The 16,166-nt window shown below is 71.9% G+C and carries 10 protein-coding genes and 1 pseudogene; 1 reads left to right on the top strand and 10 read right to left on the bottom strand.

All coding sequences use genetic code 11. The features are described from left to right. Nucleotide 1 precedes the first annotated feature (1 nt). From B4U46_RS26290 to nrdR, 5 genes are all read right to left on the bottom strand, one after another. The gene (locus B4U46_RS26290; protein ID WP_079430125.1) at nucleotides 2–661 is read right to left on the bottom strand and encodes a histidine phosphatase family protein; all 660 of its coding nucleotides are present in this window, start codon (nucleotides 659–661) and stop codon (nucleotides 2–4) included. Between the two features lie 73 nt (nucleotides 662–734). Next, complete coding sequence (locus B4U46_RS26285; protein ID WP_045947215.1) at nucleotides 735–1,340, bottom strand: YdbC family protein; 606 nt, start codon at nucleotides 1,338–1,340, stop codon at nucleotides 735–737. Between the two features lie 33 nt (nucleotides 1,341–1,373). Beyond that, nucleotides 1,374–2,204, bottom strand: coding sequence for an arylamine N-acetyltransferase family protein (locus B4U46_RS26280; RefSeq protein WP_079431989.1), 831 nt, complete (start codon nucleotides 2,202–2,204; stop codon nucleotides 1,374–1,376). 175 nt (nucleotides 2,205–2,379) lie between these two features. Then, the gene (locus B4U46_RS26275) at nucleotides 2,380–5,259 is read right to left on the bottom strand and encodes a vitamin B12-dependent ribonucleotide reductase (protein WP_079430124.1); all 2,880 of its coding nucleotides are present in this window, start codon (nucleotides 5,257–5,259) and stop codon (nucleotides 2,380–2,382) included. Nucleotides 5,260–5,394: 135 nt separating this feature from the next. Then, complete coding sequence (gene nrdR, locus B4U46_RS26270; protein WP_079431988.1) at nucleotides 5,395–5,910, bottom strand: transcriptional regulator NrdR; 516 nt, start codon at nucleotides 5,908–5,910, stop codon at nucleotides 5,395–5,397. A gap of 517 nt (nucleotides 5,911–6,427) precedes the next feature. Between nrdR and lexA the strand changes: the two genes are divergently transcribed. Next, nucleotides 6,428–7,222, top strand: a complete 795-nt coding sequence (gene lexA, locus B4U46_RS26265) for a transcriptional repressor LexA (protein WP_079430123.1) — start codon at nucleotides 6,428–6,430, stop codon at nucleotides 7,220–7,222. Nucleotides 7,223–7,320: 98 nt separating this feature from the next. Here the strand turns inward: lexA and B4U46_RS26260 are convergent, their stop codons facing one another. From B4U46_RS26260 to B4U46_RS26240, 5 genes and pseudogenes are all read right to left on the bottom strand, one after another. Next, nucleotides 7,321–9,291 (bottom strand): ATP-dependent DNA helicase, encoded by a 1,971-nt coding sequence (locus B4U46_RS26260; RefSeq protein WP_079430122.1) that lies wholly within the window; start codon nucleotides 9,289–9,291, stop codon nucleotides 7,321–7,323. A 51-nt stretch (nucleotides 9,292–9,342) separates the two neighbouring features. Continuing rightward, a pseudogene (locus tag B4U46_RS26255) lies at nucleotides 9,343–11,198 on the bottom strand (IucA/IucC family protein). Nucleotides 11,199–11,305: 107 nt separating this feature from the next. Beyond that, entirely contained in the window at nucleotides 11,306–12,007 is a 702-nt protein-coding gene (locus B4U46_RS26250) for a GNAT family N-acetyltransferase (RefSeq protein WP_079430121.1), read from the bottom strand. Nucleotides 12,008–12,037: 30 nt separating this feature from the next. Next, nucleotides 12,038–13,771, bottom strand: a complete 1,734-nt coding sequence (locus tag B4U46_RS26245; RefSeq protein WP_398908033.1) for an IucA/IucC family protein — start codon at nucleotides 13,769–13,771, stop codon at nucleotides 12,038–12,040. A gap of 792 nt (nucleotides 13,772–14,563) precedes the next feature. Continuing rightward, entirely contained in the window at nucleotides 14,564–15,910 is a 1,347-nt protein-coding gene (locus tag B4U46_RS26240) for a diaminobutyrate--2-oxoglutarate transaminase family protein (RefSeq protein ID WP_079430119.1), read from the bottom strand. Between the last annotated feature and the right edge of the window lie 256 nt (nucleotides 15,911–16,166).

Raw genomic sequence — 16,166 nt, 5'->3', positions numbered from 1 at the left:
TTTAGCCGTCCAGGTCATAAGGCTCGGGTGTGGTCCACCGCTCAAACGGGCGGTCCATCCGGTACCGGCCGTCCGGACCGAGCATCAGCACGCGGAATTCGCCGTTCCCGGGGTTGGAGAGGGCTTCGAACTCGGCCACCGACCAGTGGAACCAGCGCATGCAGAACAGCCGCATCGTCAGCCCGTGCGTCACCAGCAGTACGTTCTCGGGATGGTCGGGCGCCTCGAAGCTGCGGTAGAGGCTCTCCAGGAAGGAACCGACCCGGTCGTAGACGTCGGCGCCGGACTCGCCCTGTGCGAAGCGGTAGAAGAAGTGGCCGTAGGCGTCGCGGTAGGCCTTCTGGAGCTTGACGTCGTCGCGGTCCTGCCAGTTGCCCCAGTCCTGCTCGCGCAGCCGGGGCTCTTCGCGCATCCGCACCCGCGAGGGGTCCAGACGCAGCTCCCGGAAGGTCTGGAGGGTGCGGCGGTACGGGGAGACGTACGCGCTGATGTGCTCCTCGCCGAAGAGCTCGCGCAGCCGTACCCCGGCCTCGGCGGCCTGTTCGCGGCCCGCGCGGGTCAGGCGCAGGGCGTGGTCGGGCTCACGCTCGTACACCGTGTCATCGATGTTCCCCTCCGATTCCCCGTGCCGGACGAGGACGATGCGCCGTGGTCGAACCATGCCCCCGACCCTATGCGGCGCCCGGGGCGGGTGGGCCCCGGGCACGCCGGTCGCGGTGCGGTTCGTCGTACGGTCATACCGTCCAGCTGGGTTCGAGGTCCACGACGTCCCCCGTGAGCGCCTCGACGTCGGCCTCGGTCTGGGCGCGCAGCGAGAGCCGCTCCACGCGCTCCTGCCGGTACTTGCCGTGCTCGGCGGCCGCACGCCACATGGACAGCACCAGGAACTCCCGGCCCGGCGCCTCGCCGAAGAGTCCCCGGATCATCCCGGGCGACCCCGCCATGGCGGGGTTCCAGACCTTCTCCTGCATCAGCGCGAAGTGCTCCACGCGGCCTTCCCGGACCCGGGTGTGCGCGACCCGGACCACGTCGGCGTCGCTGAAACGCGGCTCGAAGCCGGTCTTCACGTCGAAGCGGTAGTCGAAGAGCGTGACCCGCGCGTCGGTGTAGGTGCCGGTCTGCGCGGCGGCCAGTCTGTCGTGGGAACGGGCCATGAAGGAGTCGTAGAAGGAACGGCTCTCCCAGAACGCGAAGACATGCGCGACCCCCTGCCGGCCTCTGCTCCAGCCGCCGCCCTGCCCCCGGAACCCGGGCTCGCCGGGCAGCCCCGCCCACTTGCGCTGCCCGCGCTCGAACCCGCGTCGGTCCGTCACCGTGCAGCGAATCCACTTGACCAGCACCGCGCCATCGTACGGGCCCGGGCCCGGCCCCGGTCAGTACTCGGAGCGGTGGATCCGTACCAGTTCGGCCGCATCCCGCTCGGGCAGCCGAAGGCCGAACTCCCGGTCGAGCAGACCGACCAGCCCGTCCGGGGCGACGGGCTCCCGCTCGGTCCGCCCGTCGGGGTACAGGCGCATCAGCTCCCGGTCCACGAGCGTCGTGCGGACCGCGTCGCCCGGGAGCTGTACGAGGGTCTTCCCGATGAAGGAGGAGCGGGGGTGACTGGAGCTGTAGTGGTTCAGGACGACGTAGTCGACGGGCAGGTAGGGCTGCGGGGAGAAGGCGTACAGGTCGCGCCACGCATCGCCGCGGCGGATGCGCAGGACGAGGACCCCGTGCTCCTCCTCGTGGACGGCGAACGTCCACGGCCCCTGGCGCACCTCGGTCCCGGGCCGTCCGAGCGGAACGGGCTCGCACGGCCCCTGGTAGCCGAATCCGGCGTCGCAGAGCCACGGCTCACCGTCGACGGTGACGACGAGGGCCGCGTGCGTCACCGGCGTCACGGCGTCCGTGCGGGTGCGGTTGCGGGCGCCGCGCCCGCTGACCTCGAAGCCGATCCGCTCCAGGGCAGCGGCCAGCAGCGAGTTCTGCTCGTAGCAGTAGCCGCCGCGGCGGCCGTGCACGAGCTTGTCCTCCAGGGCCTTGACCTCCAGCTCGACGGGGCGGCCGAGCAGGACGTCCAGGGACTCGAAGGGGATGGCGGCGGTGTGGGCGCGTTGCACCTCGTACAACGTCCGCAGGTCCGGCCTGAGTTCCCGGGCCTCGCGCCCGAGTCCGATCCGGGCCAGGTACGCGTCCAGATCCAGCTCGTCACCGTTCCACATGCCCATCCGCTCCCCCGCTGTGACGTCCCGGGCCCCCGACGCCCGCGGACCCAGCCCCATGATCACCGCGTCGGGCCCGCCACACCAACCGTATTCACCCACCGCGCCGCACACGCCGAAGAGGGTGCCGACCCGGAGGTCGGCGCCCTCTTCACGTGGTGCTAGGCGTCAGCCGTCAGCTGCAGCCGCTGGTGGAGCCGCAGCCCTCGCAGATGTAGCAGGAGCCGGCGCGCTGCATCTTGGTGCCGCAGGAGAAGCAGAGCGGGGCGTCGGCGGAGACGCCCATCTGCATCTCGACCAGCTCGGCGTTGCTGTGCGCGGTCTTCGGGGCCGGGACCGGGACGACCGCCACCGGCTTGGCCACGGGGGCGACGGGCGCCGACTGGGCCAGGGACTCGGTGTCGAGCTCCTCCTCGAGCGGCTCGTACGAACCGGTGTCGAGGTGGCGCTGGCGCTCCTCGGCGGAGTGGATGCCGAGGGCCGAGCGGGTCTCGAAGGGCAGGAAGTCGAGCGCCACACGGCGGAAGATGTAGTCGACGATCGACTGGGCCATCCGCACGTCCGGGTCGTCCGTCATACCGGCCGGCTCGAAGCGCATGTTGGTGAACTTCGCGACGTACGTCTCCAGCGGGACGCCGTACTGCAGACCGACGGAGACGGCGATGGAGAAGGCGTCCATCATGCCCGCGAGGGTCGAGCCCTGCTTGGACATCTTCAGGAAGACCTCGCCCAGACCGTCGTCCGGGTAGGAGTTGGCCGTCATGTAGCCCTCGGCGCCACCGACCGTGAAGGAGGTGGTGATCCCCGGACGGCCCTTGGGGAGGCGCTTGCGGACCGGGCGGTACTCGATGACCTTCTCGACGGCCGTGCGGATGGTCTCCTCGGCCTTCTCGGTGATCTCGGCCTTCGCCTCTTCCTTCTTCTTTGCGGAGAGGGGCTGGCCGACCTTGCAGTTGTCGCGGTAGATCGCGAGCGCCTTGACGCCCAGCTTCCACGCCTCGAAGTAGATCTCCTCGATCTCCTCGACGGTCGCCGTCTCCGGCATGTTGACCGTCTTGGAGATCGCGCCGGAGATCCAGGGCTGGATCGCGGCCATCATGCGGACGTGGCCCATCGGGGAGATGGAGCGCTCGCCCATCGCGCAGTCGAAGACCTCGTAGTGCTCGGTCTTCAGGCCGGGGGCGTCGACCACGTTGCCGTGCTCGGCGATGTGGGCGACGATCGCCTCGATCTGCTCCTCCTGGTAGCCCAGGCGGCGCAGGGCCTGCGGGACGGTGCCGTTGACGATCTGCATCGAGCCGCCGCCGACGAGCTTCTTGAACTTGACCAGGGCCAGGTCCGGCTCGACACCGGTGGTGTCGCAGGACATCGCGAGACCGATGGTGCCGGTCGGCGCGAGGACGGAGGCCTGGGCGTTGCGGAAGCCGTTCTTCTCGCCGAGGCGCAGGACGTCCTGCCATGCCTCGGTGGCGGCGGCCCAGATCGCGTTGTCCAGGTCCTCGGTGCGCGGCGCGGCGGCGTTGGCGTCGGCGTGCTGCTTCATGACGCGCTTGTGCGAGTCGGCGTTGCGGGCGTAACCGTCGTAGGGACCGACGATGGCGGCCAGCTCGGCGGAGCGCTTGTACGCGGTGCCGGTCATCAGCGAGGTGATCGAGGCGGCGAGGGTCCGGCCGCCGTCCGAGTCGTAGGCGTGGCCGGTGGCCATGAGCAGGGCGCCGAGGTTGGCGTAGCCGATGCCCAGCTGGCGGAAGGCGCGGGTGTTCTCGCCGATCTTCTGCGTGGGGAAGTCCGCGAAGCAGATGGAGATGTCCATCGCGGTGATGACGAGCTCGACGACCTTGGCGAAGCGCTCGGCGTCGAAGGACTGGTTGCCCTTGCCGTCGTCGTGCAGGAACTTCATCAGGTTCAGCGAGGCGAGGTTGCAGGACGTGTTGTCCAGGTGCATGTACTCGCTGCACGGGTTGGACGCGGTGATGCGGCCGGACTCGGGGCAGGTGTGCCAGTTGTTGATCACGCCGTCGTACTGGATGCCCGGGTCGGCACAGGCCCACGCGGCCTCGGCGAGCTTGCGGAAGAGCGCCTTGGCGTCGACCTTCTCGATGACCTCGCCGGTCATCCGGGCGCGCAGGCCGAACTCGGTGCCGTTCTCGACGGCCGTCATGAACTCGTCGTTCACGCGGACGGAGTTGTTGGCGTTCTGGTACTGGACGGACGTGATGTCGTCGCCGCCCAGGTCCATGTCGAAGCCCGCGTCGCGCAGGGCGCGGATCTTCTCCTCCTCCTTCACCTTGGTGGCGATGAAGTCCTCGACGTCCGGGTGGTCCACGTCCAGGACGACCATCTTGGCCGCCCGGCGGGTGGCGCCGCCCGACTTGATCGTTCCGGCGGACGCGTCGGCGCCGCGCATGAAGGAGACCGGGCCGGAGGCGTTTCCGCCGGAGGAGAGGAGCTCCTTGGAGGAGCGGATGCGGGAGAGGTTCAGGCCGGCGCCGGAGCCGCCCTTGAAGATCATGCCCTCTTCCTTGTACCAGTCGAGGATCGACTCCATGGAGTCGTCGACGGACAGGATGAAGCAGGCGGAGACCTGCTGCGGCTGGGGCGTGCCGACGTTGAACCACACCGGGGAGTTGAAGCTGAAGATCTGGTGCAGGAGGGCGTAGGTCAGCTCGTGCTCGAAGATCTCCGCGTCGGCGGGGGACGCGAAGTAGTCGTAGTCCTCGCCGGCCTTCGTGTAGGTCTTCACGATGCGGTCGATGAGCTGCTTGAGGCCGGTCTCGCGCTGCGGGGTGCCGACGGCGCCTCGGAAGTACTTGCTGGTGACGATGTTGACCGCGTTCACCGACCAGAAGTCGGGGAACTCGACGCCGCGCTGCTCGAAGTTGACCGAGCCGTCGCGCCAGTTGGTCATGACGACGTCACGGAGCTCCCAGTTCACCTCGTCGTACGGGTGCACGCCGGGGGTGGTGTGGATGCGCTCGATCCGCAGGCCGCCCTTGGCGGCCTTGGTCCCCTTGGTGCGGGAACCACGTGCCGAGCTGCTCGCCGTCTCTGTCATGCCGCCTGCCTCCCATATGCGGGCAAAAACGCCCTAAAGTGCCAGCGATATTCCGCGGCACAATGCTGTTTCTTGTATCTACGAATCTCGCCCGGCCGGCCGGAGGGGCCGCACTGCGCTGCGGCCCCGATCCGGTCAGTCGGCGGCGGAGGCGGGCACGGGGACGACCGGGGGGGTCCCTCCGGGCTCGCACTCATGGGGGTGAGGCCGCGGCTCGCGAAGTTCCGCGATGGCGGTCTCGAAGTCTTCAAGGGTGTCGAAAGCTTTGTACACGGACGCGAACCGCAGGTACGCGACCAGGTCGAGCTCCTGCAACGGGCCGAGTATGGCCAGACCCACGTCGTGAGTGGTCAGCTCGGCGCTTCCAGTGGCGCGCACCGCCTCCTCGACCCGCTGGCCGAGCTTGGCGAGGGCGTCCTCGGTGACCGGCCGCCCCTGGCACGCCTTGCGGACGCCAGAGATGACCTTGGTGCGGCTGAAGGGTTCGGTGACCCCGCTTCGCTTGATCACCATCAGCGAGGCCGTCTCCACCGTCGTGAAGCGACGGGAGCAGTCGGGGCACTGACGGCGCCGGCGGATCGACGTTCCGTCGTCGGTGGTGCGGCTGTCGACGACGCGGCTGTCGGGGTGCCTGCAGAAGGGGCAGTGCATGGTTCCCTCACCCTCCTCTTGGCACGACTGAATCACCCCACGGAGCCCCTCAGCGACAGAGAGCGAGTCTCCGCCGGGGGCTCGTGAAGCAGCCACAAGCATATGCGATCCCGAACGTTCGAGCCGACCGTGGACCACAACTTGTGGGTTGCGACGCCCATCCAACCACTAGATCTTGCGTTGGGGAGGATTTACGTCCCTACGCGTGTCGCGGGGCGCGATGGCCGGTTTCCGTAGGTTTCGGTGCCACACTGGGCGACGACCCGGGCGGCGGCGACCCAACCCGGAAGGGTACCGTAAGCACCAGACGCGGTTCCGAATCCGCGTTCGGACGACGGCTCGGCCACACGCTTGCGGACCGCCGTTCGCACCGGCCACCCACGCCGGCCGGCCATACACCTACTGCTCTCATCCGAGTGGGCGATCCGCGATTTTTCACTCGAACGTGTGTTTGGCGCAACCTTTCGAAAGCAACTACCGTTGTCCAGCTAGGGAGAACATTTCGAGAGGGGCCGACGTGACCACCACCGCAGACAGTGCCACCATCACTGCCCAGAACCGCTCCCAGAGCCGACTCGAGCCGGTGCATGCCATGAATGACGCAAGTCAGAACCCGGAGGCGGAGGCGACCGTACGCCCCGCACGCTCGCTGCCAGGGCGGCCTCCAGGCATCCGCGCCGACAGCTCCGGGCTCACGGACCGGCAGCGGAGGGTCATCGAGGTCATCCGGGACTCGGTGCAGCGCCGCGGCTACCCGCCGTCGATGCGCGAGATCGGCCAGGCCGTGGGTCTCTCCAGCACGTCCTCCGTCGCTCACCAGCTGATGGCCCTGGAGCGGAAGGGCTTCCTGCGCCGCGACCCGCACCGCCCCCGCGCCTACGAGGTGCGCGGCTCGGACCAGCCCAGCTCGCAGCCCACCGACACCACCGGCAAGCCCGCCGCCTCCTACGTCCCCCTGGTCGGCCGGATCGCGGCCGGCGGCCCGATCCTCGCCGAGGAGTCGGTCGAGGACGTGTTCCCGCTCCCCCGCCAGCTCGTCGGCGACGGTGAGCTGTTCGTCCTCAAGGTCGTCGGCGATTCGATGATCGAGGCGGCCATCTGCGACGGCGACTGGGTCACCGTCCGCCGCCAGCCGGTCGCGGAGAACGGCGACATCGTCGCCGCCATGCTCGACGGCGAGGCCACCGTCAAGCGCTTCAAGCGGGAGGACGGCCATGTCTGGCTGCTCCCGCACAACGCCGCCTACCAGCCGATCCCCGGCGACGAGGCGACCATCCTCGGCAAGGTCGTCGCGGTACTGCGCCGGGTCTGACCCCTCGCCCCCAGCCAGCTCCGGGACCCTCTGCGCCGGTCCCGGAGCTGTTCCATGCCCGCTGCGGGCCGGACCCGCTGTGGGCGGGCTTGCCGGACCTACTTGCCGTCGGCTTGAGCGCTCGCGTCGATCGCGGCCAGTGAGCGGCGGACCTGGTTGCGGTCCGTGGTGTACCAGAAGTCGGGCAGCGAGGCCCGCAGGAAGCTCCCGTACCGGGCCGTGGCCAGCCGGGGGTCGAGGACCGCGACGACGCCCCGGTCGCCGGAGGCCCGTACCAGTCGGCCGGCGCCCTGGGCCATCAGCAGGGCCGCGTGCGTGGCGGCCACCGCCATGAAGCCGTTGCCGCCGTTCTCCTCGACGGACTTCTGGCGGGCGCTCATCAGCGGGTCGTCGGGGCGCGGGAACGGGATCCGGTCCATGATCACCAGCTGGCAGCTGGGGCCGGGAACGTCCACGCCCTGCCAGAGCGAGAGCGTCCCGAACAGGCAGGTGCGCGGGTCGGCGGCGAAGGTCTTGATCAGCTCGCCCAGAGTCTCCTCGCCCTGGAGCAGGATCGGGTTGTCGAGCCGCCCGCGCAGCTCCTCGGCTGCCGCCTTGGCTCCGCGCATGGAGGAGAAGAGGCCGAGGGTGCGCCCGCCCGCCGCCTCGATCAGTTCCGCCAGCTCGTCCATCATGTCGCCACGGGTGCCCTCCCGGCCCGGGGTGGCCAGGTGCTTGGCGACGTAGAGGATGCCCTGCTTCGGATAGTCGAACGGCGACCCGACGTCCAGGCCGCGCCACATCGGTACGTCCTCCCCTTCGACCCCTTCGGGGGAGAGGCCGAGCGAGGCCGCGACCCCGTTGAAGTCCCCGCCGAGCTTGAGGGTGGCGGAGGTGAGGACGACCGAGCGGTCCTCGAAGAGCTTCTCGCGCAGCAGCCCCGACACCGACAGCGGTGCGACGCGGAGGGTGGCGCCGAAGCGGTCGTGGCGCTCGTACCAGACCACGTCGTACTCGGAGCCGAGCATGATCCGCTCCGCCACCGTGTGGACGTTCTCCACTGCGGCCAGGGCCTGCTTGCGGACGGCGTCCTCGTCATGGACGGACTTGTCACGGGTGGCACCGATCGCGGAGATCACATTGCGCGCGGAATCGCGCAGCGCGGCCAGCGCGTAGCCGAGGTCGTCGGGGATCTGCTCCAGACGGCCGGGGAGTGCCAGCTCCATCACCCGCTCGAAGGTCTCCGATGCGGTCTGCAGGGAGTCCGCGGTCTTCTCGTCGACCAGCTTGGCGGCACGCTTCACGGCCCGGTTGACCTGCCCCGGGGTGAGCTCGCCGGTGGCGACGCCGGTGACGCGGGAGACCAGCTCGTGGGCCTCGTCCACGATCAGCACCTCGTGCTGCGGCAGGACGGGCGCGCCCTCGATGGCGTCGATGGCGAGCAGCGCGTGGTTGGTGACCACCACATCGGCGAGCTTGGCCCGCTCACGGGCCGCCTCCGCGAAGCACTCGGCGCCGTACGCGCACTTCGTCGCGCCCAGGCACTCCCGGGAGGAGACCGAGATCTGGCTCCAGGCCTTGTCGGAGACCCCGGGGGTGAGGTCGTCGCGGTCGCCGGTCTCGGTCTCGTCCGCCCAGTCGCGCAGGCGCAGGAGGTCCATGCCGAGCTTGCTGGTGGGGGCGGCGGCCTCGAACTGGTCGAAGAGGCCCTCCTCCTCGTCCTGCGGGGCACCCTCGTGCAGCCGGTGCAGGCACAGGTAGTTCGACCGGCCCTTGAGCATGGCGAACTGCGGCCGCCGGCGCAGCTGCGGATGCAGCGCCTCGACCGTGCGCGGCAGGTCGCGCTCGACGAGCTGGCGCTGGAGCGCCAGCGTCGCCGTGGCCACGACGACGCGCTCGCCGTGCGCGAGGGCCGGGACCAGGTAGCCGAGGGACTTGCCGGTGCCGGTGCCGGCCTGGATCAGCCGGTGCGAGTTGTCGTCGATCGCTTCGGCGACGGCTTCGGCCATGGCCACCTGGCCGGGGCGCTCCGTGCCGCCGACGGCGGAGACGGCGGCGTGCAGGAGGTCGGGGAGGGAGGGCTTCGTCATAGCAGGACCAACCCTACGGGGCTCCGCTGACAGTGAGGTACCGATCCGGCCTCACGGGTGGTGCAGGGGGTTGGGAACGGTGCCGTGGATGACGGCCCGGGGGACGTCCGGGCGGTCGCGGTAGCCGTCCTGGTGGAGCCGGTTGCGGTTGAGGCACAGCCTGTCGATCCGCTCGGTGAGCAGGTCGAAGAGCTCGAAGCGGTCCTTGAGCTCGGGGAAGCGGGCCTGGTGGCGGAGGATCTCCGCCCGTACGAGGGCCCAGAAATCGGTCTCCGGAACTCCCAGGCGGTCGTCACAGAGGGGGGCGAGGTAGCGGAAGACGCCGATGAACAGGCCGGCGTGGATGAACTGGGTGAGGAAGGCGGGCGGCTCGGTGAGCAGGACCGCCCGGACCTCGTCGGGCAGGGACGCCTGCTCGGGGAGCAGGTCCCGGCTGATGTTGACGTCGTCCACGAAGTCCTTGACCGCCAGGCGGACCGGCACGTCCTGTTCGTCGAAGATCACGATCGCGTTCTCTCCGTGCGGGGAGAACACCGTGCCGTAGCGGTAGAGGAAGTGGAGCAGCGGGGGCAGCACCGCCGCGAAGAGGCGCTGGAGCCAGGCGGTGGGCGACAGGCCGGAGCGGGCGACGAGCTCGGCGGTGAAGGCGCGGCCGCGCGGGTCGGTGTGGAGGAGGGAGGCGAGGGTGCGGGCGCGCTCACCGGGGGCGAGGTGGCGGGTCAGTGGCTCGCGCCAGATCGCCCCGAGGAGTCCCTTGTACTGGTAGGGGACCTCGGGGAGCTGGTCGTAGACGGGGTGGCGGACGGTGACGGAGGCGACCTCCCCGAGCAGGATCACCCCGCATTCGTCGCGGAGGAAGGGGTCGGCGTCGCGCAGGGAGTGGATCCAGGCGGTCACGGCGGGGGCGGCCAGGGTGTGCTCGCCGGGCAGGCCGCGCCAGACCGTGGTGTTGAAGACGGACAGCGGCACTTTGACGCTGTGGCGGTCGGGGCGGGTGAGGTTGAGGAAGGTGCGGACGGACTGCTGCGGGAGCCGTTCGTCGGGGTCGGCGGGGAGCGGGACCAGGGCTCCGGAGGCGAGGGCGGGGGCGAAGAGGGGGAGGACCACCTCGTCCCACTGCCAGGGGTGGACGGGCAGGTAGAGGTAGCGGAGGGGGTCCAGGCCCCGGTCGCGCAGGGTCTGGTCGAAGGCGGCCCGGGAGACCGGGTCGAGTTCGGCCGCGTAGAGGCGCGCGGGGTCCTCGAGGCCGGCGCCGCCGCGGTACTCGGCGAGGGAGGTGTGGGCGGCGAGCCAGGGCAGGCGCTGCGGGGTGCGGGCTTCGGGGGCCCAGGCCGCGGCGTCCGCGGCGGACCATCCGACGCGGCCCTTGTTGGGGACGAGCCAGGGGTGGCCCGTCTGATGCCCTTCGAGGGCGGCGTAGTCCAGGTCGGCGAGGACGTCGGCGGTGAGGGCGTGGTGGTCGAGGCGGGCGTCGGCGGCGAGGGTGGAGCTGAGCTCGCGGATGAGGTGGCCGAGGGTGGGGCCGTCGAGGCCGAGGAGGGTGCGGGCGCGGACGAGGAAGCCGTACGGGTCCGCGAAGGCCTGCGGGGGGCCGGTGGAGGGGGCGGCGGGGTGAGGGTGAGGGTGTCCGGCGCGACCTGCCAGCTGCCGTAGGCGCGGCGGCGGGCGCGGAACCCGAGGCTGCTGCCGTCGTCGAGGGTCAGGGTCCAGGCGTCGCCCGCGGCCGCCGGCGCCGGGGCGGGGGTGACGATCTCCTCGTACGCGAACTCGGCGAGCATCTTGGCGAGCAGTCGGCGGGCCGCGTCGTCCCAGGTCGGGCGGTTGAGTTCGGGGGGCGTGCACGGGTGCTGGGGCGACGGGGGGACGGCGGGTTCCGCGGAGTCTGGGGCTGCGGGGAAATTCGGCACGGGACTCCTCGAGGATCGGGAACTCCGCAGTGCTCCACGGAGTTTTCGAAGGGAGAGGCGTAAAAGGACGGTCGATCCTGAAAACGGCGGATGCGGTTCGGCGGCGATCAGAGGAGATTGCGCAGCGACCGCTCCCGGATCATCAGGGCGGCGCGCTTCTCGGGGAGTTGGATTTCCGTGGCGTAGCGGAAACCGGCGCCGAGGAAGGCTGAGACGGAGGGGGTGTTGCGAATGTCCGGTTCGGCGATGACCCGTGTGCAGCGGGGGCGGTTGTCGAAGACGAGCTCGGTGACGGCGCGCAGCAGCGTGGTCCCCAGGCCCCGTCCGCGGTTCGTGCCGTCTCCGATCAGCAGGTGGATACCCGTGTCGTGGGGGCACGCCGGGTAGTGGCGGGAGACCGGGTCGAGGTCGGCCCGGTAGATCTCCCAGTAGCTCATCGGGGTGCCGTCGAGGACGCCGAGGCAGGGGATGCTGCGGCCGTCGCCGTCGAGCTGGGTCCGCAGGTGGGCGGCGGTGACGGCGGAGGCGCCGGAGAGCTCCCAGTAGGCGGCGACGTCGGGGTCGTTCATCCAGCGGGTGAGGAGCTGTAGGTCTCGGCCCGGCCGTACGGGTTCGAGGCGGAAGGCTCCGGCCGGTGTGGGCAGGGCGGCCCAGCCCGCGGGTGAGTCGAGGAGGTCCGCCTCGGCGAGCAGGGGCAGCAGTCCGACGGCGAAGCGGTGCCCTGCGTTCTCGTGATGGTCGGCCGCGTGGCGGGCGGGGCCGATGGCAGTGCTGGTGGCGGTGCTGGTGGTCGTTTCGGCGGGGGGCATCGGGCTCTTCTCCGTGTCGGTGGGAGCGCGTCAGTCGTGGAGGGGGTTGGTGATGGTGACGTAGACGGACTGCGTTTCGACGGGGCCCACGAGCTCGTCGAGGCCGCCCAGGCGGGTGAGCAGGTTCGCCTTGCAGCGGAGGGTGGGTGAGTCCAGCAGCTGCGCGGGGAGCGGGCCGAGGTCTGCGGCCTTGCCGAGGAACCGGCGGAAGGCGGCGAGGAGTACGCGCTCGTCGGCCAGCCGCTGGGAGCCGAAGGCCCCGATGAGGCCGAGCACGTTGTTGATGCCGAGGTAGTAGGCGAAGCGTTCGTCGGTGACGGCGTCGGGGACGAAGGTGTCACTGGCGCGGCCGATGCCGGGGAGCCGGTGTTCCAGCTCGGTGCGCCGTGACTCGCGGAAGTAGTAGCCCTGGTTGTCGCGGAAGCGGCCGCCGACGGGCCAGCCGGCCCGGTCGAGGAGGACCACCGTGTTCTGCTGGTGGGCTTCGAGGGCGATGCCGGCGAGTGCGTCGAAGGCCAGGACGGGCAGGACGACCTGGTCGAGGTAGCGCAGGAACCACTCGGTGGCGACGGCGGAGGTGGGGCGGCCGGTGCTGGTGGCGAGCCGGGAGACGGTGTCGGCGAGCCGGGAGCGCATCGTGGTGCGGCCTGGCCATGGGCGTGGGGAGGTGAGTGCGGCGACGCAGACGGCGTCGTCGTCGGAGCGGAAGGGGTTGTGGCGGAGCAGGGCGTCGAGTCCCGGTACGGGGGTGCCGTCCGGGGTGTCGACGGCGACCCACGCGGGGTCGCGGACGATGTCGAAGCCGGGGTGGGCCGTCTGCCATTCCTCGGCGAGGCCGGTGCGGAGCAGCCGGTGCACTTCGACGCCGCGGTGGAGTTCCTTGCGGAGGTTCTCCCGGCGGGAGTTGGTGATGCGCAGGCCCAGGGAGAGCTTGAGCATCGCGGGGGTGCCGGGGCGGTGGACGGTGCGGACGGAGGAGGTGGGATACCAGGGGGCTCCGTACGGGCCCAGGTCGATGAGGAGTCCCGCGTCGCGGAGAGCGGCGACGACGGGGCGCTGGAGGAGGTCGCGGGCCTGCCAGGGGTGCAGGGGAAGGGGGGTGGTGCCGGCGGGCAGCGGGAGCCCGGGGGCGAGCCGGGCGAGGAGCTGCGCGGCGGAGACGGGGCGGCCGCGTTCGGTCCAGGCGGAGTCGGTGGCGAGGGCGGTCGGTGCGACGGCGAACCAGCGCAGGGGGAAGGAGCCGTGGAGTTCGGGTGAGTAGCGGTGGGCTTCGGCGTCGGAGAGCCCTTCGCGGCTCTTGGGGTCGGGTTGGAGGGGGTGGCCGAGGAGGAGGGACTGTTCGGCGGTGAGGAAGAGGTCCCCGGTGATGGGGGCGGGGGCGGTGGGGCGGCGGCGTCGGTCGGCGATGAACTCGGTGGTGCGGCGCACCGAGTCGGCGACCCGGCCGACGAGGTCGGCACCGCGGCCGTTGCCCTCGCGGGCGATCAGGGCGGCGAGGGTGACGGCGTCCACAGCGGGGGCGTCGGCGGGGGCGCCTTCGAGTCGGGCGGGGGCGAAGCGGTGCCAGCCGGCCTCGGACCAGTGCCGGACGGGAACCAGCAGTGCGGCGGCGGATGCGGGAAGGGGGATGCGCAGGAGGGTGCCGGCGGGCCCGTCGGGGCGGCCGATGCCGCTCTCGCGGACCCAGCACCGCAGCAGGTTCTCCACGGTGGCGGCCTCGGCGGCGGTGGCCGGGTCCGGGTGGTCCAGCAGGTCGGGCAGCACCGCCGGCTCCGGCCCGACGGGTCCGGCCCCGCCCACCCGGGGCCGCGGGGTGCCTGCCTTCTGCCGGGGCACCGTCCCGGCCGCGGCCCCGGCCCGGGGCGCTGGGGAGGCTCCGGCACCGCTCGCGGGTGTCCCGGGGGCGGCGGAGGGCATGGCGTCGGGCGACTGACCGGCCCCGGCTGCGGTTCCCCTCCAGGGCAGCGCCGGCGCGGGTGCGGCGTCCGGGTCGGGGGGCTGCGGGGTGGCCCCCAGGCCTGCCGACGCGGCGGCGGGTCGGATGCCGGCTCCGGGTCGGGGTGCGGGCCCGGCTCCGGCTTCAGGGCCGGCTCCGGCCTCGGGTTCAGGTGCGGGCCCGGCTCCGGCTCCAGGGCTGGCTCCGGCCTCGGGTCCGCGTCCGGCTGGGGCTGGGGCTGCGGGTCCGGTCCAGGGTGGGGCCGGAGTGGGTGCGGCGTCCGGGCCGGGAGGCTGCCGGGTGTCCCCCAGGGCTGCCGGGGTGGCGGGGGCGGTGGCGGCCCCGGCTCCCGTCCTGGGCAGGGGTGCCGGGGTGGCGGGGGCGGCCTCGGCTTCGGTCCATGGCAAGGATGCCGGGGTGGCGGCTGCGGTTCCGGCTCCCGTCCTGGGTCGGGGAGACGGGGTGCCGGGGGTGGCTGTTGCTCCGGGGTCGGCTGCGGTTTGCGCTGCGGCTTCGGTCCGGGGTGGGGTGGTGTGCGGGGCTGCCTGGGGGGCGGTGGGCGGGGCCGGGGTGGGGTGGCCGGGGGAGGTCTCGGGGTCGGGCACGGGTGGGGTCCTTGGTCAGTGGGCGGCGGCGGGGACGGCGTCGGCGAGGCGGTCCAGGACGGCTGTGGCCTGCTCGTCGGTGAGGGTGAGCGGGGGCAGCAGGCGGACCACGGCGCCGTGACGGCCGCCGAGTTCGACGATCAGGCCGCGGTCCAGGCACTCCTGGCGGATGGCGGCGGCCAGGGCGGGGGCGGCGGCTCCCGTGTCGGGGTCGATGATCTCGACGCCGAGCATCAGGCCTCTGCCACGTACGTCGCCTACGCAGGGCTGGTCGGCCGCCAGGCCGCGCAGGGCGGTGAGCATCCGGCCGCCCAGTTCGGCGGCGCGCCCGGCGAGGCCGTTGTGGCGGACGTAGGCGAGGGTGGCGGTGCCGGCCGCCATGGCGAGCTGGTTGCCGCGGAACGTTCCGGCATGGGCTCCCGGCTCCCAGGCGTCCAGCTCCGAGCGGTAGACGATCACGGCGAGCGGCAGGCTGCCGCCGATGGCCTTGGACAGCACCATCACGTCGGGGACCACCCCGGCGTGGTCGACGCCCCAGAAGGCGCCGGTGCGGCCCACCCCGGTCTGGACCTCGTCCGCGATCAGCGGGATTCCCCGGGCCTCGGTGATCTCCCGCATGCGGCGCAGCCAGTCGTCCGGGGCCGGGTGGACCCCGCCCTCGCCCTGGACGGGTTCGACGAGCATGCCCGCCGGGGCGGGGACCCCGCCCTTGGGGTCGTCGAGGAGGCTTTCGGTCCAGGTCGCCGAGAGCCGGGCGCCCTCCGGACCCCCGACCCCGAACGGGCACCGGTAGTCCTGCGGGTACGGCAGCCGGGTCACGCGGACGTCGGGGGCGCCACCGGAGGCGGCCAGGGCGCCGGCCGTCATGCCGTGGTAGGCCCCGGCGAAGGCGAGCAGGCCGGAGCGTCCGGTGGCGACCCGGACCAGCTTGAGCGCGGCCTCGACCGCGTCCGTCCCGGCCGGCCCGCAGAACTGGACGCGGGCGTCGGCGGCCAGCCCGGCCGGCAGGTTCGCGAAGAGCTCGGTGGTGAAGGCGTCCTTGACCGGGGTGGCGAGGTCGAGCACATGCAGCGGGGCCCCCGAGTCGAGGACCCGGCGGATGGCTTCGAGGACCACGGGGTGGTTGTGCCCGAGGGCGAGGGTGCCCGCGCCCGAGAGACAGTCGAGGTAGCGCCGCCCGTCGGCACCTTCGATGGTCAGCCCGCGCGCCCGTACCGGGACGATGGGCAGCGAGCGGGCGTACGTCCGGGCCGCGGACTCCCGCAGTGCCTGCCTGCGCAGGATCCCCTCGGCCGCACCAGGCCCCCGGCCGCCCTGGGGCGGGATCTGTGCCGCGGCTGCGGCCTGCTCGGTCAGGGACACGACTGTCGGACCTCCCGCACGGTTCCTCTTCCGGATTGCGCCTCGAACACGAACGCTGCTGCACCGTCCCCCGTACGTACCAACGACGGTGACGGCGGCGGATCACGGGTTCGGGCGAAGATCCTTGCGGTCCGGGGGCGTTGAAAGGCCTTCGGCATCCGGTCACGGCGGGCCCCGTACCCGGGGTGAGCAGGCGTCAAGAGCACCGGTGCACCCCGGAACCGCCGACCCGGGGGCCGCCGTCTTCAACGGCGGC

This window comes from Streptomyces katrae (assembly GCF_002028425.1).
Lineage (GTDB): Bacteria > Actinomycetota > Actinomycetes > Streptomycetales > Streptomycetaceae > Streptomyces > Streptomyces katrae_A.
This window is presented reverse-complemented; position numbering and strand designations above follow the sequence as displayed.